Origin of the sequence: Halomonas sp. SIMBA_159, from assembly GCF_046536035.1 — a bacterium.
GTDB lineage: Bacteria > Pseudomonadota > Gammaproteobacteria > Pseudomonadales > Halomonadaceae > Vreelandella > Vreelandella venusta_A.
This window is the reverse complement of record NZ_JAWJBT010000021.1, coordinates 1-21,095: the sequence shown is the minus strand read 5'-3', so window position 1 is coordinate 21,095 and position 21,095 is coordinate 1. Positions and strand designations below refer to the sequence as shown.

Genomic DNA, 21,095 nt, shown 5'->3' with positions numbered 1-21,095 from the left:
GGAACTTACAAGCACTCCACACCGCTATTTTTTTATTAACTCGACTAAGGTATTAACCATAGTGGCCGATAAAAGTAAGGGCTTACTTACTGATTGGATTTTTCACAGGGACACCATGAACCGTTTGACAACGACACAGAAACTTTGGAGCACGCTCGGCATCATTTGGGTGGCGATGCTACTGCTAGTGGGCTGGTTGGCGTGGGAGAACCGCCAAACCATCGAAAGTGAACGTCGCGACAGCATTCAACATATCGTGGGCAGTATCCATGGACAGCTGGAAGCACTACAGGCACGCGCCGAGCGCGGCGAACTAACCGAGGAGGAAGCACAGCAACGGGCCATCGATAACATTGCCAGCGTACGCTTTGGCGAGGACGAGTATGTGTTTGCCTTCGATAACGACCTGGCGATCGTGTCGCACCCTAATCGCCCTAGGGGCGAGGATATGAGCGCTTATCAAGATGCTAGCGGCATGCGGTTATACGCTGCCTTCTTAGACGTTGCCCAAGCCGGTGGCGGTCATGTGGACTATTACTCGCGCCGCATCAGCGGGGATGACCAAGTGCCTAAGGTGAGCTATGTCGCGCACCTGCCAGAGTGGGGCTGGTCGTTGGCCGCCGGCGTCTATGTCGACGACATCAATGCCGCCTTTATTACCGGTCTAATTCGCTCAGCGATTATTTTATTAGTGATTGGCGTGCCGGTGACGCTGCTAATGGGCTGGGTCATTCGTGACGTTGCCCGTCGATTAGGCGGCGACCCGCGCTATGCAGCCACGGTGGTACGCCATATTGCCGATGGTGACCTAACCCAGGCCGCCACACTCTCCGACAAGGATCAGCACAGCTTGCTGTATGACATTAACCGCATGCGCGAAACGCTAGCGGGCACCATCAGCGACATTCACCACGGCGCGGACCAGGTGAATCACGGCGTGGAGCAGATCGTCGGCGTCAATGAAGAGCTCTCCACCCGCACCGAAGAACAGGCTGCTTCGCTGGCAGAAACCGCTTCCAGCATGGAGCAATTAACAGCAACGGTGAAACAGAACGCCGACCACGCTGACCATGCCCGCACCCTGGCCACCAAAACCGCTGAAAGCGCCCAACGCGGTAGCGACGCTATGGCTTCAGTGATTAACACCATGGACAACATCAACAACAGCGCGACGCAAATGAGCAGCATCGTGAATACCATTGATGCCATCGCTTTTCAGACTAATATTCTGGCGCTGAACGCCTCGGTGGAAGCGGCCCGTGCAGGGGAGCAAGGCCGTGGCTTTGCGGTCGTCGCCAATGAAGTGCGCCAGCTGGCCAGCCGCTCTGCGTCCGCCGCCCAAGAGATCAAAGGGTTGATCGAAAATGCGGATGCGCAAGTGGTAGAAGGCAGCCGCCAAGTCAAAAACACGGGTGAAATGATTACCGGTGTGGTGGCGGATATTCAGCAGCTCAGTACGCTGGTACAGGAAATCTCGGCAGCCACCATCGAGCAGAGCAGCGGTATCGAGCAGGTCAATCAGGCCGTGACGCAGATGGATCAAATGACCCAGCAAAACGCGGGGCTGGTACAGCAGAGTAACCACGCGACCCAGCAGCTAGCACAGCTGAGCACCCAACTTCGCCACTTGGTGACTAACTTTAAGTTAAATAAAGAAGCGCACCAGCCTGCTATTGCCGCGCCAGCGGCTCACTCCTCCTCCTTCAGCGACTTTTAATCGGCATTGCCCCCGCCCGACTAGGCGGGGGCTTGCTCACCTTACTTCCCAGCTACACTTCCCAGCTACACCTTGCCCTGGTTATCCAACTCTACCGCTTCGTGCATTCGCGCCAGGATGTCGGGCACCGCAGCCTGTACGCGGTTCCAGCTTGGAATGAACGGCCGTTCGCGGGGGTTATCTAAAAATAAGTTGCCTGCTTCCAGCAGGTTGCTGGCAAACAGCTCTACCGCCTGCTCTTCACAGTGGCGATCCAAACTCAGGCCATTCATGGTGGCGTCGTGATCATAGGCTTCGATCAAATCGAGCGCTAAGCGATAGTACGTCGCTTTTAGCGTGCGGAAGTCTTCACTGCTAAAGCTCACGCCTTGGGTAGCCAGCTTGCGGTACAGCGCTTTGGCGATATCCAGACTCATGCGATTCAGGCCGCCGTTGGCATCATCCTCGCTAACGGGCTGGTGTTTGTGGTCGTAGGCATCGGCAATATCGACCTGACACAGCTGGCGGTGGGAGTAGTTACGCTGCAGTTCAGACAACACCCCGATCTCCAGACCCCAGTCGGCGGGGATACGAATGCCTTCCAGCACATCGCTGCGCATCGCAAACTCACCAGAGAGCGGATAACGGAAGCTATCTAAATAGTCCAAATAGGGTAGCGGCCCGCACACGGTTTTGAGCGCTCGCAGCAGCGGTGTCACCATCAGCCGAGACACCCGGCCGTTGAGCTTTCCTTCGGCAATGCGGGGGTAATAGCCTTTGCAGAAGCTGTAGTTAAACCGTGGGTGAGCCACGGGGTACATGAGCCGCGCCAGCAGGCTACGATCATAGGTCAGAATATCGCAGTCATGCAGCCCCACTGCCGACGAGCGTCCAGAGGCCAGCACGTATCCTGCGCAATACCACACGTTGCGCCCTTTGCCGGGCTCTAAGGCCCCTAAACCGTGACTTTCCAACTCGGCGTCTAGCTCACGCAGGCGTGGCCCGTCGTTCCATAAAATGCGGGTGTGCTGAGGAAGACGAGAGAAAAATTCGCGGGCATATAGGAATTGCTCACGATCGGCGCGGTCCAGGCCGATCACAATCTCATTGAGATAAGGCACCTTCACCAGCTCATCAACAATGGCTGAAAGCGCCGGGCCTTCCAACTCGGAAAACAGCGACGGGAGTATCAGCCCCATCGGACGACGCTTGGCGAATTGGCTCAGTTCCTGCTCAAGCGCCTCTACCGGACGGCGGGTGAGGTTATGAAAGTCGGTGATAATGCCATTTTGATGAAAATCACTCATACGCTGATCCCTCGTTGATTAGGCCGTGACGGACGCTTGGGTGGAAGCCGCCGCTAACCGGCGGTCGTCTCGCCCCCACCAGTGGGCCACCCCCTCGGCCCAGCCTGCTGGCCCGGTTTCCTGAGTGCGATAAAGCGCTGTATTCGTGGGCGTGACGGTCAAGTCGTGGCACCCTTTGATCACAACAGCCTGATCGACGGCATCGAGCATGGATATATCGTTCGGGCCGTCGCCTAGTCCTAATGAGAGCGGCTCACGGCCGCGCAAAGCGGTAAAGCGCTTGATGAGCCAGTCAACCGCGCTGCCTTTATCAGAGGCTTTGCCCATCACATGCCAAAAGCGCCCGCCTTGAGTGAGCATCAAGCCATCGCCTTCCAGCGCTAAACGGAAATTAGCCAGCGCGGCCTCGTCGTCTTCCCAGATAAGCGGCTCGCTGCCTTCCCGCTGCCGGGCCGCTTTTGCGCGGGTTTCGTCTAAACCGGTGAGCGACATCACATCAGCAACATTCAGTTCGCTCATACGGGTAAAACGCACGCCCAAACGCTTACGCCAGACGTTCAGTCGCGCGCGGATAAACCCCACGTCAACACCGGTGTGTTTCACCACCACGCCGTCTAGCCCGCTGCCAGGGCGATCTAACCGTGCGTGACACCAGCCCGGCGGCAGGCCAATCACAGCGCCGTTTTCCGCCACGAACGGCGTCGCCGTTAGGCCTAACGCTTCACGCAGGGAGATCAGTTCGGCACGAGTTTTACTGGTGACTGGAATAACGGGCACGCCCAGCTGTTTTAGGCGCGCCAGCCAAGGCGCTGCAGGAGAGAAGTCGTAACTGTGGTGATCAAGCAGCGAACCGTCTAGGTCAGTAACCACTAAACGCGGCTGAAGGGCCGGGTCGGGGCTTCCAGGGGACTGGGCGAGATTCACCCACTCAGAGTGAGTGCTTGTAGTGCGGGTGTGTTCTGTCATGGCACCACCTTATTGCAATCTTTAAAGACGTTACGCGGGCGTCGTTCTCAGATAAGCAATAAAGCAGAATGCATGCCAATGAAGTTTAGATAATAAAAATCAATTACTTAAACCACAGAAAATAATCTCCGACTACCAAGCACCAAAAAAGCGCACTTAAAAAGCACCAAAACAGTGCAAAAAAACGCCCGCTTTTTTATTCAATCAGTTTTATGTATAAAAATAAGTACAAGAAATTCGCAAAAAAATTGCACAAGCCCTTGGCAAATGCTCACAAATAGCTATACTCGAATTGTACCCACTGGCAACCTTGTACACCCCCTCACCTGATGTCAGTGGGCTGCAGTGAGCCAAGCCCTTTCAAGCCCGCCTCCCCCGGCGGGCTTTTTTTATGTTGTGCCTATCGTCTTATACAAAAGCGTTGTTCATTGCTAACTGCCGCCTATTGAGCGTGAATGACCACCTCTACCCTGCGGTTACGCGCACGCCCTTCGGCGGTGCTGTTATCTTCCAAAGGTTGAGTGGCGGCTAACCCTACGGCTCGCAAACGTTCAGCGGCCACACCCGCGGCCTCTAAAGCTTCAACAATCGCGATGGCACGTGCGCTGGAGAGCGCCCAGTTAGATGAAAACTCTGGGGTATTAATGGTCTGGCTATCGGAGTGTCCCTCTACCCACACTTCGCCATCGTAGCGCTGAATCGTCTCCAGCAGGCTCCCCACTAGCGATGAGCCGCCTTCGGTTAGCTCTGCCGTCGCAGAGGGAAACAGCAGCCTATCTTGTACCCGCAGGCTGATGCCTTCCGCCACTCGAGAGACCTCTACGCCCTCAAGGTTGGGTAAATAGGGCGATGTTTCAACCTGCTCAGCCAAACGGGCATCGATTGCTAACGCACTGCTGATCGCCTCATCACTGACTTCCTTTACGTTTACTGGGGGGCGATCGGTCAACAGCACCATGTAATCAGCCAACGGCGCTGCGGCAACCTCTTCTTCAATGCGCACTAACGGAGTCGGTAATGTAGGGATCGGTAACAATGTGGAAGTGGGTAACGAAGCGTGAAAGCGCTCCACTAACGACGCCACCAATGGCGTCTCTGACACCGGAGTGGGCTCAGGTTGAACGGGCAGTGCTATCAGCGGCGGCACGCTGGGAACGGTGGTAGGACGAGGCGGTAAGCCTGCCACCCCTAGCGCAGCGCTAATAGCCATCGGACTAAGAGTGCCGGGCACGGCCGCCAGCGTGGAGCTTCTCTGCTGGCGGCGCTCATCCAACACAGCGGGCAACGGTACTCCCAGCGGTGCAGCAATGCTGTCACCCGTATCAGGCTCTGCCGTGGCAGGCGACCAATCAGGGCTGGTCACCCCGGCAGCGGCAATAATAATGACAAATAGCGCCACCAGCAGCGTCATGATATCGATATAGCTGATCATCCAACCGTTGTTGCTATCGTCTTCGGGGTAGTTGGAGAGCAGAGAATCATGACGCGGGCCGCTGCGATGGTCTTCAAGCATTGGGGTGATTACTCATTCAAGTTTTTAACCTCGTGGCCGATCTATGCTAAGCATGGCAAACTAGTCTATCAAAAAGCCGTTTAGTAGCGATAAGGAACTACCAGGTGCGCATCCAACCTATGTCATCTCCCATTGTCCACTTTTTACGCCCCGTTGGCCTGGGACTGGCTAGCCTGATGCTAAGTGGCTGTTTTTACGCCAGCACATCGCAAGCCCCCATTGCCACGACCTACCCCTATACGGAACAGCAAAAAATGCAGGCCGCACAGCACTGGGAGGTGCTTGCCCAGCATGAAGCCGCCGGTATTTTAGGCAGTGAACGGGTACGTTTTCGGGATCTGCATATTGCAGCACCAGAACATGAGCAGTATGGCTCTTACTACAGCGGCGGCGAATTCGAACGCGGCTTTAGAACACTACTGACCAGCGAACTGGTTTCTCGTGGCGGTAGTGTCACGACCCAGCCTCGCACTAACGGTGCCACCATCAACATTGACGTGGAAGTTGTCGCGCATCGCGATAGGGGCTATACCCGTCCGCCCTTTGGTGCGTTTACTGCCCTGGCGAGCGGTATAGCCGTTGCTAGTATTCCTCTGGGAAACTGGAGTGAGCCAGCGCTTGCATTGATTCCAGCCGCTATGGTGGCAGACACCACCAACGGCAGTTGGACAGACAAAGGTAACGAAGAGATCATCGTCACCACGCAAATTGTGGAACAGGATCAAATTCTCTACTCCTCTTCCAACATCTATTACATTAACTCGGGTGACCGCCGCCAGTATGCGCCTCACCGAGTCCCCCAGGCTCCTACCACGCCAACGGTTTCTATCACGGATACTTGGTAATATTTATGTCTTTACACTCTCTGCTTATGTTTCCATCGGCTTGCACCTTTCGCGCCAGGGCCATCGTGGCCTTTTGCCTTATGATGCTGCTAGCGGGTTGTACGACACTGGGCAATAACGCTCAACCTCAAGAACCCAAGCCGGACCTCTCAGAGCTCGCCCACGAAGCGGCTCTACAAATGGTCACCAATAATCCAGACCTGACGCGATACAGCCCGATGATTGCGGCAACCTTTGTGAGTATTGATAACCTAAGCCAATCATCTACGTTCGGCCGTATCAGCTCTGAGATCATGGCATCGGCGTTAGCTCAACAGGGTATGCAGGTGCGCGAAGTCAAAATGCGCGACAGCATGTTCATTGAAGAGAGCGTGGGTGAACTTATTCTCTCTCGTCAGGTTCAACGTTTAAGCTCGCAGCATAATGCGCGCTCCATTTTGATGGGTACGTATGCCCAAGGGCAGGACTATCTATATGTGAGTGCCCGAGTGGTTCGCGCAGGCGATGCCATGGTGTTGGGCAGCGCAGACTTCCAGCTTCCTCTGGATAATAATATGCGCAGCTTATTGGAGGCTCAGGGCGGCTGGTAATCATAAGCTCCCGAGCCAATGTCAGACTGAAAGCCTAGCGATACGCTAGGCTTTTCATTTGCTCAATGAAAGGACGACTATGTCTGCACGTCGCCGTAAAAGTAAGCCACATATTGTGGCCGTCAGCCGGGTCATCAAACTGGTTGCTAACGTTGCCAAAGTATTGAGCTATGGGTTTCATGCACTCTTTCCCAACAAGCGTTTTACGCTGCCTGAGCGCGGCGCCCCTTGGCTCTCCTCGCAGCATGACGCTGTGATCCCTCGCATTATTTGGCAAACCAACTTCACCAACAAAGTCACCCTACCGGTGTATCTCAATTACCTGTTTAACCGTTTAATGGCGCCACGCTTTGAGTACCGTTTCATGATTACCCAAGCGCGCCATGACTTTATAGAACAGCACTTTGACTCTGCGTGGCTGGACAGCTATTCCAAGCTGCAAATCGGTGCTGCTCAAGCGGATTTCTGGCGCCTATTGGCCCTTTATCATCATGGTGGTGTGTACCTAGATATCGATGCTCATGCTATCTGGCCACTGGGCAAAGTCGTATCAGCAGACTTAGAGGAGCTCTATGTGACGACTCGCAAGGGCGAGCTGAGCAACTACTTTATTGCCAGCCGTCCTGGCAATCCCAATGTGCTTAAATTAATTGAGCAGGTACATCGCAACATTGAGGAGAATCAGCTTACCAATGTGTTCGAGTTAACGGGGCCTGGAGTGTTCATTAAGCTGCTGGACCAAGAGCAAGTGCCGACCGTGTCTTATCGCCATGCCTGTAACCAAGGCAGTTTCACTAATGAGCACTTTCAGTACATTGATAAAAAAGCGGGAAAATGGACCAAGGAGCAGCAAAAAGTCAGCATTATTCGCCAAGACCCTCCTTCCACGTCTTAATGCACGGCGCTGGCCGTTCACCGCTGAGCCATAAAAAAAACGCTAGCCTGTCAAGGCTAGCGCTTTTTACTAGGCGGTTTTACCCAGCCTAGTGCCCCTTAATGGTGACTTACTTATACACCGGGAAGCGGCCACACACGTCAGCAACTTTATCCAGCACTTGAGCTTCGATAGCGCTGGTATCTTCGCCTTTGGCCAGGACGTCGAGAATATCGCAAATCCAACCTGCCAGGTGCGTGCACTCGTCTTCACCAAAGCCGCGCGTGGTCACGGCTGGGGTGCCGATACGCAGGCCAGAAGTGACGAACGGGCTTTGCGGGTCGTTCGGTACGGCATTTTTATTGACGGTGATGTGGGCGCGGCCAAGGGCAGCATCCGCATCTTTACCGGTCACGCCCTGCTTGATCAGTGATAGCAAGAACAGGTGATCTTCGGTGCCACCGGACACGATGTCGTAACCGCGGTCGATGAAGACCTTCGCCATGGCTTGGGCGTTCTTAACCACCTGCTGCTGGTAGGTTTTGAACTCAGGTTCCATGGCTTCTTTGAAGCAGATCGCTTTGGCAGCAATCACGTGCATCAACGGGCCGCCCTGGCCACCGGGGAAGACCGCCGACTGCAGCTTCTTCTCGATATCCGGGTTGTTCTCTGCCGAGAGAATCACGCCGCTACGCGGGCCGCGCAGAGTTTTGTGCGTTGTGGAGGTCACCACATGGGCGTGGGGCAGCGGGCTGGGGTAAACGCCAGCAGCGACCAAGCCAGAAACGTGCGCCATATCCACCAGCAAGTAAGCGCCTACTTCGTCGGCGATTTCACGGAATTTCGCCCAGTCCACAATCTGAGAATAGGCAGAGAAACCGGCGATGATCATCTTCGGCTTGTGCTCACGGGCCAGTTCAGCGACTTGGTCGTAATCGATCAGGCCCTGCTCATTCAGGCCGTACTGAATGGCATTGTAGTGCTTGCCAGAGAAGTTGGGCTTGGCACCGTGAGTCAGGTGACCACCCGCATCCAGGCTCATACCGAGGATGGTGTCGCCCGGCGTAACCAGCGCTTGGAAAACGGCGCTGTTGGCTTGAGAGCCAGAGTGCGGCTGCACGTTAACGTAGGTCGCGCCGAACAGCTGCTTGGCGTAGTCGATGGCCAGATTTTCAGCGATATCGACAAACTCACAGCCGCCGTAGTAGCGCTTGCCTGGGTAACCTTCGGCGTATTTGTTGGTCAGCTGGCTGCCTTGCGCTTCTAGTACGCGGGGGCTGGCGTAGTTTTCAGAAGCAATTAATTCGATGTGAGCTTCTTGGCGTGCCACTTCTTTTTGCATGGCATCAAACAGTGCATCATCGAATCCGGCAATTGTCATATCGCGGCTGAACATCGGCGGGAACCTCGTTACAAAAGGATCATCATGGAGAAGCGAGGCGGCTATCATACCGCAGCCTGACGCGACTTTCATCGCATCCGCGTCAGGTCCTGCATGAGCATGTTTCATGTTGTCAGCCGACCCTCAAACCTGACCGACCGGACAACCACGCTACTTCAGCTCAAAGGTGAAGGTGAGGCGCTCGCTGCTGCCCATTGGGTTCATTATGAATTGGTTAAGCATAAACGGATTGGGCAGCGCCACATTAACGGTTAACGACTGGGCTTTGCCCGCCATAATATCTACCATGCCCACCATGAGCTTGGTGATTTGCGGGCCAAGCAGCGGCCCTAACTGCTGCGCCTGCGCCCAGGCTTGAGAGATCGCCTGCTCTTCGCTGATCCCTTCTTGAGCCGCTATTTCAGTGGCAATGCGCGGTAACATGCCTTCATCACTGTAAGCCACGGTGACATTACCACCATACAGCGTCGCCGCTTCAAACAGGGCGGGGTTTTGTGTGGACTGTTCTAAGCTGGCCCCTTTGGGCAAGCTGATGGGCACATCTATGGAGAACTCAAGGCCACCGGCTCCGTCCAGCTGCAAATACCCTTCCGAGGTAAGGCGGTTGCGGCTGCTCGGTTCATTAGAGGTTGAGTCATGCCACTGGGAGGCACTTTGACCCTCGGCACTTAAACGCCCAGTACCGCCCGTCAACACACGATTCAAGGCTTGTAGTTCTTCACGCTCGGCGGGGGGCACTAGATGGATTAACTCGCCAAGATCAAACTCCGCACCGCTAAAGCCCGCTTCGCCCACGTAGCTGTTACCTTTTACCCAAGCGTTGTCCAGCAATACGCTCCACTGCTCGCCGGTTAAACTGAAACCGTTGAGTTCGGCATGCTCAAGGCGCTCTTCACCAGGGCGGTCAAGCCCTTCCAGCGCTTCAATGCGCATATCTCCTAATGCCAACGTCGCGGAGATGCCGGTGGCGAGGTCGTTCAGCTCACCGCTAACCCCTTGTAACGCGATGAGACCAACGGCACTGCTGCTCGCGTCTTCTAGCTCTAGGGAATCAATGGAGAGAACACCGGCTAGTGCTTGGCTCTCAAGCTCAGCGGCTAACTCATCTGCTAGGCTGCCCTCTAGCCGGAAGGTAATATCGCTCAGGCTGAGTGCGTTGATGATGCTACCTTCCGCTTCGAAGGTTTCTAACATGGGAACGGCAGCGCCAGGCTCTCGTATTACCAGCTCGCCCACGGTCAACACCGGCGAGTCGAAACCCAATTCAGTCATACTGATGCCATCTAGGGTAATTGACGCTGGCCGTGCGTAACGACCTTCCACGCGGTAACGATCAATCGAGAGCAAATCACCGTTGGTGTAGGTAATCGCCACATCTTCCGCCACGTAGCTGTTGGCTTCTTCTACAAGCTGCCCGATAACCATACTAGCGCCATCGCCTGCCAGCTCTGCTTGTAAATCGGCCTCTAGCTGTTGCAGCGACGCCTGCGCGGCTCCCGCCACTAGCCAAAGCGATACCCCTGCAGCGCCCCACTTCATCACCTTCGCCTGCATGACACGACCTCCCTGTTGAAAGGTTTTAGCATATCACCAAGCTGCATCGCCGCCATCTCGATTTGAGGTGTAGATGGGTGAGGGTTAGGCCATACGAGTTATGCTATTCTCACCAAATTAGTGATGTGCGAACAATGAATCTTAACTTGAGCATCTAGGTATGTTTTGCAGACGTTTTGAACGCCAAGTACATATCACTCGCCACGCGCGAGAACGAATGCTTGAGCGCAACATTAGCGAAGAACAATTGATCGAGTTACTCGAAACGGGCGATACCCGCTTTAAAGATGACACTCGACTCTGGATTGCGAAAGCACTTCCTAAGCGCACCGATAATCTCGTGTGCGGCGATCGTGTTAGAAGATTTATTAGTGGTAAAGACGGTAATGCATCATTTTGACTGGGAGGCCATGCCATGAGAACCACTTACGATGAGGCTGATGATATCCTGGTGCTCCACCTTTCTGAGAAACCGATTGCTAGAGAGGTCTCTCAAGATTGGAACACCCACATTAGCTACGCTGATGACAATACCATCGTCGAAATTGTGGTTCTTGAAGCCTCAAAACAAGGCGCTTGGCCGCTATTGAAAAGCTATGCTGCATGATAATAAAGGGTGGCTCTTGCATAGGAAAGGCGGCTATAAATAGCCGCCTTTTTTATTGCTGGTAGGTTTATGCTTCGCCTAATAATCCTAAGCTAGCAGCCGGGGCTTGGCGGCGCAGGCTGTAGGAGAGCGCGTGGCCGATGACACCTATTAGCAGCGCGCCGCCGATGGGGAGCGTTAGCCATAGGCCGATATGCAGGCGCGGGGTTAAGTCGAGCCAGTAGAGGTAGAGCACGGCGGTGGCGAGCTCTGCAAGCACCGCCCCTAGCAGGCCACTGGCAAACCCGAGCAAGGCATATTCGGCCCCCTGTACGCGGGAGATCATCCGGTTGCCTGCACCAAACACCCGCAGCAGGCCACTCTCGTGGGCGCGTACCGGGCGGCTGGCGGTGAGCGCGGCGTAGAGCACACTCACGCCCGCTAACAGCACCAGAATAAGCACTAGCTCCACGGCGCGGGTTACCTGGGTCAACACATCGCGCACCTGCCCTAGAATGGCATCTACGTTGAGCAGTGAGACACCGGGGAAGTCGCTGACCAGCTCACGCACCAAGCCCTGCTCTTCGTCTGGCAGATGGAAAGCGGTGATGAAGCTATGGCCGAACGATTCCAGCACGCCAGGCGGGAAGATCACGAAGAAGTTCGGGTTAAAGCTGTCCCAATTCAGGCTACGCAGGCTTTCAATGCGTGTTGTGATGCTGTCGCTGCCCACGGCGAATGTGATTTCGTCTCCCAATCCCAAGCCAAGACGCTCAGCCAAACCATCCTCCACCGAAATGGGAACAGTTTCTGAGTCGCTAGGAGGCGTCGCGTCCACTTCGCTCATCCAGCCTTTTGGCTCACTGGCAGGCGTAAACCACTGCCCTGCCACCACTTGGTTACCTTCGGGCAGTTCGGATTGCCACGTCAGGTTAAGTTCACGGCGCAGCGAGTTGTCGCCTCGGGCATCGGCGGGAACAGCATCCCTTGGCGCTTGTCCGTTAATCTCGGTAATACGCCCACGCACCATGGGATAAAGGGTGCTTTGGGTATCGACCCGAGGCGCCACCGCTTGCTCGAACGCATCCCGCTCGCCGGGCTGAATGTTGATGGCGAAGTAGTTGGGCGTATCTTCTGGGAGCTGGTCTTGCCAAGTAGTGAGCAGATCCCCACGCACCAGGACGATCATCGCCATGGCAAAAAACGTGACTGAAAATGCCAGCAGTTGGCCAAGCCCCGCCTGCTTGCGGCGGGCCAGCTGACGCCCGCCTAGGCGAAACGCCTGCACCCACTCGCCGCCGCCCTTAAGGCGCTGCACAGCGCGAAGCAAACCATTCAGCAATAAAGAACTCACGCCCCACAGCAGCGCCAGTAAAGCCGAGCCCCCCACCAGAAGCGCCAAGGCTAGAGAGAAGCTGCCTGAATAGAGCCACAGCAGGCCGCCAAATACGATGCTGGCCACCCCCACCACCAGCCAAGCGGCGGGCGGCAGCGGGTCCAGCTCTCGGCGCAGGACTTTCAGCGCGCTCACCTGCTTGATACGCAGCAGCGTTGGCCCTGCAAACCCCACCAGTACCGCTAGCGCGGTGAAGATACCCAACCATAGCGGCATAATGCCAGGGGGTGGCAGTGTCATGGGCAGAAAGCTGGTCAACAGCCACAGCAGTACGGCTTGGCCGACCAAGCCCAGCAGCGCGCCAATGAGGGAGGCCATTAACGCCAGCCCAATGAGTTGCAGGCTGAAAATCGTCACAAGCTGATACTGGCTGGCCCCAAAGCAGCGCAGCAGCGCAGCGGTATCCAGGTGACGCTCTACGTAGCGGCGGGTCGACATAGCAACCGCCACCCCAGCCAACAGCACCGCTGCTAACCCGGCCAGGCCTAAGTAGCTTTCCGCACGTTGCAGGGCGTTACCCAACTGCGGGCGGTCTACCCGCACATCACGCACTTCTACCCCATCACGCCGTAGCTGTGCCAATAAGCTCTGCACTTGCTCTAACGCGGCGGGCGGCCCGGCAGCCAGCAGTTCAAACTCAATGCGTGACCCTGGCTGTACCAACCCAGTAGCTTCAAGGTCAGCGGTATTGAGCATCAAGCGCGGGTTGAAGTTACCAAAACCTGCAGACTGGTCCGCTTCGCGCTCGATAATCCCGCTAACGGTCAGCTCCGTTTGCCCCACCTGCACGCGGTCACCAATCTCTATCTCAATCAGCTCGGCTAACCGTGGGTCTGCCCAGGCTTCGCCTGCAGGTGGGCCAGAGGCGATTTGCTCGACGCCGCTGCCCCTATCTACGTGAGAAACACCGTAATGCGGGTACACGTCATCCACCGCTTTGAGACTGGCGGGCTGGAAGCGCTCCCCCTGGCTGATCATGGAGACCAAGTCCACCTGATCGCTCAGCGTAAAACCCGCCAGCTCTAGCGTATTGCGTAACTCTTCTGAGAAAGGGTCGCGCTGTTCGAGCACTAAATCGCCACCCAGCATCTGCCCGGCTTGGCGCTCAAGGCCACGCTCCAAGCGATCAAGAAAGAAGGCAATCATGGTTGAAGCGGCCACCGCCAGTACCAACGCGACAAACAGCGCCCGCACATCCGCCGCGCGAAGGTCGCGCTTTAAACTCCGAGCGGCCAAACGCCAATTAATATCACTCATCGTCTTCCCCGCTGTTGGCTGGGGCTGGCTCGAACGGGACTAGCTGGCCGTTGGTGAGGCGCAGGCAGCGGTCGCAGCGGCGCGCTAAGGCGTGGTCGTGGGTGACGAGAATCAGCGTTGTGCCCGCTTCTTTATTCAGCGTGAAAAGCAGGTCGATAATCTGCGCACCGGTATCCGGGTCCAGGTTGCCAGTCGGCTCATCGGCGAACACTAGCTCAGGGTCCGTCACGAAGGCACGCGCAATGGCGACCCGCTGCTGTTCACCGCCAGAGAGCTGTTTGGGCTGGTGGGAAGTACGCTCGCCAAGCCCTACACGCTCCAACCACTGCTGGGCGGTGCGTGTTTCTCCGGCGCGGGGCGAAAGCTCCAACGGCAGCAGCACGTTTTCCAGCGCGCTGAGCGTCGGCAGCAGCTGAAAGTTTTGGAACACGAACCCCACTCGCCCTGCCCGCAATGCCGCGCGGCCATCCTCATCCAGGCGGCTCAGCGCATGGCCAAAGAGTGTCAACTCACCGTCGCTGGGCGTATCCAACCCTGCTAACAAGCCCAGCAGCGTGGATTTACCCGCGCCGCTTTTGCCCAAAATGGCAACGCTCTCTCCCGCCGCTACGCTTAACGACAGGTCGTGTAAGATGGTTAGCGTGCGTTCACCGCTGGTCACTCGTTTGGCCAGCTTTTCCGCATGAAGCACTGGCTGGCTCACCGCATCATGGGGAACCTTCTGGGCAGCCGATGGGTCGGTGTTGGGCGAGCGCGAAGGCGCATCTTCGGTCGTGGTATTGGATGTTGGGTCAGAGGAGTAAGGCATGAAACGTGGATTCCCTTTAGCAATTCAAAAACAAGCAATTCAAAAACTGTTTATCCAGACACTGGCCCTTCAGCAGGGGCAATCGGCCGCCCGCCGTGGTGTATTTAGCGCCGTCATGCTGATCATATGCTTGGGTGCTACCCCTTTATACGCCAACACTTCTGAAGAGAACCTACCGATGCTCCTCGTGATGGGTGACAGCTTGAGCGCGGCGTATGGTATTGAGCAGGAGCAGGGCTGGGTCACGCTGCTGGCGGAGCGCCTTGACGGTGAAGCGCAGGTGGTAAATGCCAGCATTAGCGGCGAGACCACCTCAGGCGGTGCCCAGCGATTTGCCGATATCATCGGACAGCGTGAGCCGGATATCGTTCTGTTAGAATTGGGCGGCAACGATGGCCTGCGCGGTTTACCACCCGCCCAAATGCGCGCCAATCTCGCCACCATGATTGAGCAAAGCCAGCAAGCAGGCGCAGAGGTGCTGCTGTTAGGTATCGATATCCCGCCAAATTACGGTCAAGCCTACCGCGATGCCTTCACCGGGGTCTATCACTCTCTGGCGGAGGAGTACGACCTTTCGCTAGTGCCTTTCTTGCTGGAAGATATCGCCCTCAACCAACAGCTGATGCAAAGCGATGGCATTCACCCCACGGCAGAAGCCCAGCCCATTATCCTAGATAACGTATGGCCTGAGCTTGAACCCATGCTGGAAGAGACGTATCAGGCTTCTTCTCAGTAGTATACTTTGCGCACGGCACTGACTGGCTAAGCACCGTTTTTCATAACTTGCACGCATGTAGTCTAAGAACTACAATATTTTTATGCTCGCTATTAAACAGACCGACACTTACCGATGGTGGGAACGTAAGCTCCGTGATTCGCGCGCAAAAGCACTGATTGCTGCCCGTATTTTCAGGCTGGCCAACGGATTAGCTGGCGATGTAAAACCCGTTGGCCAAGGCATCAGTGAACTGCGTATTCATCATGGCCCAGGATACCGTGTCTATTTTAAACAACGCGGTAACGAGCTTGTCATCCTGTTATGTGGTGGCGATAAAAGCACGCAGCAAAACGATATCGATACAGCGCAGCGTCTGGCAGCAGAATGGGAGGAATCATGAGCGATAAGATTTACGACTATGACCCGGCAGCAGCATTAGAGAACGATGAAGCCATCGCTCTCTTTCTCGCTGATGCGCTGGAAACCGGAGATGCCACTTATGTTGCTAAAGCGATGGGTATCGTAGCGCGCGCTAAGGGAATGACAGAGCTTGCTCGCGAAACCGGCCTCTCCCGTGAGCAGCTCTATCGTTCGTTCAGCGAGCAAGGCAACCCAACGCTGAAGACGATGTTGGCCGTCATGCGTGCACTGGGTATGGACTTGACGGCAAAACCACACCAAGAAGAACCAGTCATGTAAACGTTGATACTTTCTACTGAGGAGATATAGCGCTTTTTTGCCTTAGCTTGTAGTCTTGAGCGATATTTGACCAACGCTAATGGCGTCCATGTCTACTTCCTCATCCCGCCCGCTTTCTACCGTTTCGCGTCGGCAGTTTTTAACAGCTGCTGGCGCGTTGCTATTGGGTGCTGGGCTGGGGATACATCCCTCCTCTGCGGTGGCCTTCAATCCACAACAGCTGCGGCAAAGCATGCAGCAGTTGTATGGGCAAGGCGGTCTCAACGTTTTAGAAGAGTGGTTTGCATTGCTGGAGCGCTTACGTGGCCAGGACGTGCAAGCACAGCTTCGCGATGTGAACGACTTTTTTAACCGGCGCGTGCGCTGGGTAGAAGATATCCGCGTTTGGGGAGAAGAGGACTTTTGGGCAACGCCCTTAGAGGCGCTGGGTAAAGGGCAAGGCGACTGTGAGGATTACTCCATCGCGAAGTACATTACCCTGAAGCAACTTGGTGTGCCGGGGGAGCGTTTGCGTATGATCTACGTTCGCGCCCGTATTGGCCGTAGCCAAATCACCCAGGCTCACATGGTGCTAGGCTACTACTCAACGCCAAATGCCGAACCGCTGGTACTAGACAACATTGCGCCTTCTATTTCACCGGCTTCTCAGCGCAACGACCTAGACCCCGTCTTCAGTTTTAACAGCGATGGCCTTTGGGCAGGTGGCGGCTCAGAATCCCGCGCCGACCCGCTGGCACGGCTGTCGCGCTGGCGTAGCGTGATCGGGCGGATGCAATCACAAGGATTTATTTAAGAGGACTGGCGCTATGTCGCTGATTAAACAGCTTTGGCTGGCCATTATTGCGCTCTTGCTGTTGTCGTTTGTCGGCAGCCTGGCGATCAGTATTACCAGCAGCCGTGACTACATCGAGCAGGAAGTGCGCATTAAGAACGAAGACAATGCCACGACTCTGGCGCTCTCCATGAGCCAGCTGGATAAAGACTTAGTGATTCTAGAACTGCTGATCTCGGCTCAGTTCGATACCGGCTACTACCGCTCAATTATCCTGCGCGATGCCGAAGGTGAGGTATTGATTGAGCGCAGCGCCGGTGAGTACAGTGGCGATGTTCCTGCATGGTTTCGCAGCCTGGTGCAGTTCGATGTACCCACTGGCACCGCTACGATTCAAGATGGCTGGCGGCAGTTCGGCACGCTGGAACTAGAGAGCCAGCACAGCTACGCTTACGCCTCGCTTTGGCGTAGCATGCTAGAACTCGCCGGCTGGTTTTTACTCGCTGGAGCTATTAGCTTAGCGAGTGCCACCGTGATGGTGCGAGGCATCAAACATCCGCTGGTACGTGTTGTCGCTCAGGCAAAAGATATCAGCGCGCGACGTTTTACCACCATCCAGGAACCCCGCACGCTAGAGCTGCGTGAAGTCGCCCAAGCGATGAACGTGCTTTCCGCCAACGTGCGCCAAATGCTCAGCCAAGAGAGCCAAAAGCTCGATGAACTGCGCCGCCATTTGCAGCATGATCGCGTCACGGGTGCTTTAAACCGTGATGTTCTGATGGGCAAACTGGCATCGCTATTAGGCAGCGACGATGCCCGCGCCACAGGCCTGATGGTGATGGTACGCGTGCAAGCCCTAGAGAGTTTGAACGACCTGCTAGGCCACCAAGCCACTGACAAACTGCTTAGCACCCTGGTCTCAGAGTTGGCCGCCCTGGAAACCAGCGCCGACGAAGCGATGATTGGGCGCTTAAACGGCAGCGACTTCCTGCTGATGTTGCCGCTGGAAGAGCAGCCAGACGCCCTACTCCCCCGTTTGCAACAGGCACTGAAAAAGGTCGCTGCTAGTGCCCCAGAGGCAGACATACGCCTAGCGACGGCGGTAGTGGCTTACCACTCAGACGACGAGCGCGGTCCACTGCTGGCAACGCTAGACGATGCCCTGGCCGAAGCTGAAAGTGACAGCAGTACGAGTAATATCGCCCTTCGCCAACGTGAACAAGGTTCATTGTTCAGTAACCATACCGATTGGCGTAACGCGCTAACCGCGGCTATTGCCCTAGGCCCGCAGCTTGCTTATTTCCCCGTGGTCGATGCCCAGAACCGAGTACTGCACTATGAATGCCCGGCTCGACTAGAGTTAGCCAGCGTTTGGCAAACCGCAGGCCTGTTCATTCCCTGGGTTACCCGCTTTGCGCTTGAGCCAGCACTGGACATCGCCGTTGTGAAAAAGGCACTCATTCAGTTGGAAGCAAACCCCGGGCAGTTTATTGGCGTAAACCTCTCGATTGCGTCAATCAACACTGCGCAGTTCGTCAACGAGCTTCGTTTGCTGCTAGAGAAACAGCCTGCCCTCGCTAGCAAGCTCTGCTTCGAAGTGCCTGCTACGCTGACAGCGCACTCCATTGGAAGCCTACGCGGGCTGTGCAGCGCACTGCGGCCACTGGGCTGCCAGTTCGGTATTGAGCACGTGGGAGCGGAATTTACTAAGCTGGCCGACTTACACGATGTAGGGCTTGCCTACCTCAAATTGGATAGCAGCTTAATTCGCGGTATCCATACCTCGAACGAGCAGCAAACCATCGTGCGCGGTATGGCCACACTGTGCCACTCGCTGGGGATTCAGGTGATTGCCGAAGGAGTCTCAACCTCTGAGGAGTTAGAAAGCCTGTTCCGCACAGGTGTGGATGGGGCGACGGGACCAGGCGTACGCTTGAGCTAATCGCTCAGGCTTCTCTGTAGTAAGTTTGTTCAGGTAAACCACGACGCGGCATTTGCCGCGTCAGATAATCCCGCCATCATCACTAATCAAATTCACATCGTTATTAGCACGCAGCGACTTACGCTCCATCACCTTGCTCTGAGCGGCAGCGGGCAAATCGGTAAAGCTGAGCACACCCTTCTCTAGCAGCACTTCCAGCATATCTTCCACTACCCGCACAAACGCTAAATCCGACGCGATCATTTGCGCCGACTGCCCCGTTTGCTGGGCCAGAAAGGCAAACACCTCTGGCGAATCCGCCGCGATGGTGTCATTACACTCAGGCGAGGGCTCTTTGCTGAGCATCACAATCTCCCCACGGGTATTTCGTTTGATGTAGAGCATAGCGGCTTCCTCTGTAAGTAAACGCGCTGATTAGTTGCGAAAAGTAAACCTGGGTTAGAGACGACAAGGCCGCCCGGAGGCGGCCTTTGGGTTGGGTTAGATATTACTGGTCGATTTTCAGCTGATCATTATTCAACATATGCTGAATAACATCTTGGGCGCTTCCACCACCGAAATCAGAGAAACTCTTCCCTTCCAAGCGAACTACTTGGTCTGCGTTCTCTTTATTGCCGGCCAAGTTACCGTCCGAGCTGATATACAGAACCGTATCCGCTCCCTCCTCTTCTGCAACGATATAGGTACTCAGATCAGCAACATTCTCTTCGTTCTGAAGCAACTCAGAGATATCCAAGACATCTCCTTCACTAGCGTTGAAGTCCATCACCGTATCAGTGGCAGGTTGACCGGTAGAGCCTTGATCATTAAGCTCCCACTTGAAGGTGTCTTCACCTTCACCACCAAAGAGGATATCGTTGCCAGCACCACCAATAAGAGTGTCTTCGCCAGCACCACCGATAAGTATATCTTCTCCAACCCCACCATCTAAATAATCATCTCCCCCATCAATCCGAGTGGTATCTATCAACGATTCAAAATTATCTCTTACGTAATCAAGAATCTGTGAATCTTCTGCGACTGAGCCATCATTAACTTCCCATTTTAGGTATTCACGAAGTCCCTGATAACCTAAACCATCATGGCTACCCTCAGCAAAAAAGACTCCCGTATCCTCATTAGTCCATTCAAGGTGATCAGTGTTAATCGAGTCAGCAAAAATAATATCATTGCCAGCTCCCCCAATGAGTCTATCGTCACCCAGCCCAGCCAGTTGATCGAATTCAGAACTTCCATCCAGCGCAGCTGCTAAATCTTGTGCTGTATTGACAATATTGACATCGCCAACAGAACCTGAAACCGTTTTTACGGTATCCTCCCACCTACCGAATGGCCAGAACCCGACATACTCTCGCCCTACTACAAAACTCTCCTCTCCTGTTCCTTGGACTTCAGTGTTATCAAAGAAACGTAGATAATTTTCTGAAACACCAGACCCAATACCAATTGCATTAACTTCCGAAATATTAGACAGGCCGTCAAAGGCAGTTACAGAAGTTTCAAACACTTCAGCAGTCACAAATCCATTTGAGACGACCTGGCCATCACGTCCAGTGTAAGCAGTGGGATCACCGTCTGTTAAAAAGTAAGTTAAATCCTCGAACTCGATCCCACCAACTTGCTGCAAACTAGTTTGATCGTTAAACCAAGACACAGATTGTCCGAATGCAGCTTCATAATTGGTAACACCCGAAGCTTGCAACCCGTTAATCTCATCGATTAATTGCTGTACATTCCCAGCATTCAGCCCTTGTATAGTTAAAGGTGTAGAAGCCGAACTAGCAAAAGCGACCAACTGAATATTAATCATCCCTTCGTGATCTTTCAACTGATCCGCAAGATTTATCAAAGCTTGCTTAGTAAGCTCTAACCTTGACTGAGTAGTACTTCCATCAGGTATGCGATTTCCATTCACATCCCAAGCCATACTTCCTGAAACATCCACAATCAATGAAATATTGTAGTTAGCAGCGGGATCGATAATAGTTTCTTTGCCCCCTCGGTCACCAATCAAAACATCATCGCCGCCGTCTCCAACTATTTCATTATCATCATTGTTACCTACTTGTAAGGATGCTGGTGGCTGAAGAACTGCGCTTTCGGTGTCGCTGGCCGGGTTGCCCGCTTGGTCGGTGACGTCGGCGACCACGGTGATGGTGCCGTCGACCAG

General features: G+C 54.9%; 20 protein-coding genes. 11 read left to right on the top strand and 9 right to left on the bottom strand.

Going from position 1 to position 21,095, the window contains the following annotated elements:
• Nucleotides 1-115: 115 nt before the first annotated feature.
• The gene (locus tag R0J87_RS14355; RefSeq protein WP_498886953.1) at nt 116-1,717 is read left to right on the top strand and encodes a methyl-accepting chemotaxis protein; all 1,602 of its coding nucleotides are present in this window, start codon (nt 116-118) and stop codon (nt 1,715-1,717) included.
• Between the two features lie 65 nt (nt 1,718-1,782).
• Here R0J87_RS14355 and R0J87_RS14350 read toward each other — a convergent pair whose 3' ends face one another.
• The 3 genes from R0J87_RS14350 to R0J87_RS14340 form a co-directional block, all read right to left on the bottom strand.
• Entirely contained in the window at nt 1,783-3,003 is a 1,221-nt protein-coding gene (locus R0J87_RS14350; protein WP_404342512.1) for a glycosyltransferase family protein, read from the bottom strand.
• 18 nt (nt 3,004-3,021) lie between these two features.
• Entirely contained in the window at nt 3,022-3,969 is a 948-nt protein-coding gene (locus R0J87_RS14345) for an HAD-IIB family hydrolase (RefSeq protein ID WP_498886950.1), read from the bottom strand.
• 442 nt (nt 3,970-4,411) lie between these two features.
• Nucleotides 4,412-5,482, bottom strand: a complete 1,071-nt coding sequence (locus R0J87_RS14340) for an OmpA family protein (RefSeq protein WP_498886949.1) — start codon at nt 5,480-5,482, stop codon at nt 4,412-4,414.
• A gap of 104 nt (nt 5,483-5,586) precedes the next feature.
• On the opposite strand from R0J87_RS14340, the gene R0J87_RS14335 reads away from it, so the two are divergent.
• The 3 genes from R0J87_RS14335 (at nt 5,587) to R0J87_RS14325 (ending at nt 7,812) form a co-directional block, all read left to right on the top strand.
• The gene (locus R0J87_RS14335; RefSeq protein WP_498886948.1) at nt 5,587-6,327 is read left to right on the top strand and encodes a hypothetical protein; all 741 of its coding nucleotides are present in this window, start codon (nt 5,587-5,589) and stop codon (nt 6,325-6,327) included.
• A 5-nt stretch (nt 6,328-6,332) separates the two neighbouring features.
• Nucleotides 6,333-6,917, top strand: a complete 585-nt coding sequence (locus R0J87_RS14330) for a FlgO family outer membrane protein (protein WP_498886947.1) — start codon at nt 6,333-6,335, stop codon at nt 6,915-6,917.
• Nucleotides 6,918-6,996: 79 nt separating this feature from the next.
• Nucleotides 6,997-7,812, top strand: coding sequence for a glycosyltransferase family 32 protein (locus R0J87_RS14325; RefSeq protein ID WP_498886946.1), 816 nt, complete (start codon nt 6,997-6,999; stop codon nt 7,810-7,812).
• A 109-nt stretch (nt 7,813-7,921) separates the two neighbouring features.
• Here R0J87_RS14325 and glyA read toward each other — a convergent pair whose 3' ends face one another.
• Nucleotides 7,922-9,187, bottom strand: coding sequence for a serine hydroxymethyltransferase (gene glyA, locus R0J87_RS14320; protein ID WP_188639408.1), 1,266 nt, complete (start codon nt 9,185-9,187; stop codon nt 7,922-7,924).
• A gap of 156 nt (nt 9,188-9,343) precedes the next feature.
• The gene (locus tag R0J87_RS14315) at nt 9,344-10,747 is read right to left on the bottom strand and encodes an aq_1923 C-terminal domain (protein WP_498886945.1); all 1,404 of its coding nucleotides are present in this window, start codon (nt 10,745-10,747) and stop codon (nt 9,344-9,346) included.
• A 217-nt stretch (nt 10,748-10,964) separates the two neighbouring features.
• Between R0J87_RS14315 and R0J87_RS14310 the strand changes: the two genes are divergently transcribed.
• Nucleotides 10,965-11,147 (top strand): hypothetical protein, encoded by a 183-nt coding sequence (locus R0J87_RS14310; RefSeq protein WP_498886943.1) that lies wholly within the window; start codon nt 10,965-10,967, stop codon nt 11,145-11,147.
• A gap of 15 nt (nt 11,148-11,162) precedes the next feature.
• On the top strand, nt 11,163-11,354 hold the full coding sequence (locus R0J87_RS14305; RefSeq protein WP_058577243.1) for a DUF2283 domain-containing protein: 192 nt from the start codon (nt 11,163-11,165) through the stop codon (nt 11,352-11,354).
• A 67-nt stretch (nt 11,355-11,421) separates the two neighbouring features.
• Here the strand turns inward: R0J87_RS14305 and R0J87_RS14300 are convergent, their stop codons facing one another.
• Entirely contained in the window at nt 11,422-13,986 is a 2,565-nt protein-coding gene (locus R0J87_RS14300; protein WP_498886941.1) for an ABC transporter permease, read from the bottom strand.
• The gene (locus R0J87_RS14295; RefSeq protein ID WP_498886939.1) at nt 13,979-14,794 is read right to left on the bottom strand and encodes an ABC transporter ATP-binding protein; all 816 of its coding nucleotides are present in this window, start codon (nt 14,792-14,794) and stop codon (nt 13,979-13,981) included. The genes R0J87_RS14300 and R0J87_RS14295 overlap by 8 nt, the downstream gene beginning before the upstream one ends.
• Nucleotides 14,795-14,909: 115 nt before the next feature.
• Between R0J87_RS14295 and R0J87_RS14290 the strand changes: the two genes are divergently transcribed.
• The 5 genes from R0J87_RS14290 to R0J87_RS14270 all read left to right on the top strand — a co-directional run bounded on the left by R0J87_RS14290 (nt 14,910) and on the right by R0J87_RS14270 (nt 18,925).
• Nucleotides 14,910-15,530 carry an arylesterase gene (locus tag R0J87_RS14290; RefSeq protein WP_498887003.1) on the top strand — a complete coding sequence of 207 codons (621 nt, stop codon included), beginning with the start codon at nt 14,910-14,912 and terminating at the stop codon, nt 15,528-15,530.
• Between the two features lie 82 nt (nt 15,531-15,612).
• Nucleotides 15,613-15,912 (top strand): type II toxin-antitoxin system RelE/ParE family toxin, encoded by a 300-nt coding sequence (locus tag R0J87_RS14285; protein ID WP_498886937.1) that lies wholly within the window; start codon nt 15,613-15,615, stop codon nt 15,910-15,912.
• Nucleotides 15,909-16,211 (top strand): addiction module antidote protein, encoded by a 303-nt coding sequence (locus R0J87_RS14280; protein WP_044630743.1) that lies wholly within the window; start codon nt 15,909-15,911, stop codon nt 16,209-16,211. Before R0J87_RS14285 ends, R0J87_RS14280 begins: the two co-directional genes overlap by 4 nt.
• Nucleotides 16,212-16,290: 79 nt before the next feature.
• Nucleotides 16,291-17,004: a transglutaminase-like cysteine peptidase gene (locus R0J87_RS14275; protein ID WP_404342620.1), complete on the top strand. Its 714-nt coding sequence runs from the start codon at nt 16,291-16,293 to the stop codon at nt 17,002-17,004.
• 13 nt (nt 17,005-17,017) lie between these two features.
• Complete coding sequence (locus R0J87_RS14270) at nt 17,018-18,925, top strand: EAL domain-containing protein (protein WP_498886934.1); 1,908 nt, start codon at nt 17,018-17,020, stop codon at nt 18,923-18,925.
• Nucleotides 18,926-18,985: 60 nt separating this feature from the next.
• Here the strand turns inward: R0J87_RS14270 and R0J87_RS14265 are convergent, their stop codons facing one another.
• The gene (locus R0J87_RS14265; RefSeq protein WP_498886933.1) at nt 18,986-19,309 is read right to left on the bottom strand and encodes a tryptophan synthase subunit beta like protein; all 324 of its coding nucleotides are present in this window, start codon (nt 19,307-19,309) and stop codon (nt 18,986-18,988) included.
• A 103-nt stretch (nt 19,310-19,412) separates the two neighbouring features.
• The coding region (locus tag R0J87_RS14260) for a type I secretion C-terminal target domain-containing protein (RefSeq protein ID WP_498886932.1) at nt 19,413-21,095 on the bottom strand (1,683 nt) is incomplete at its 5' end.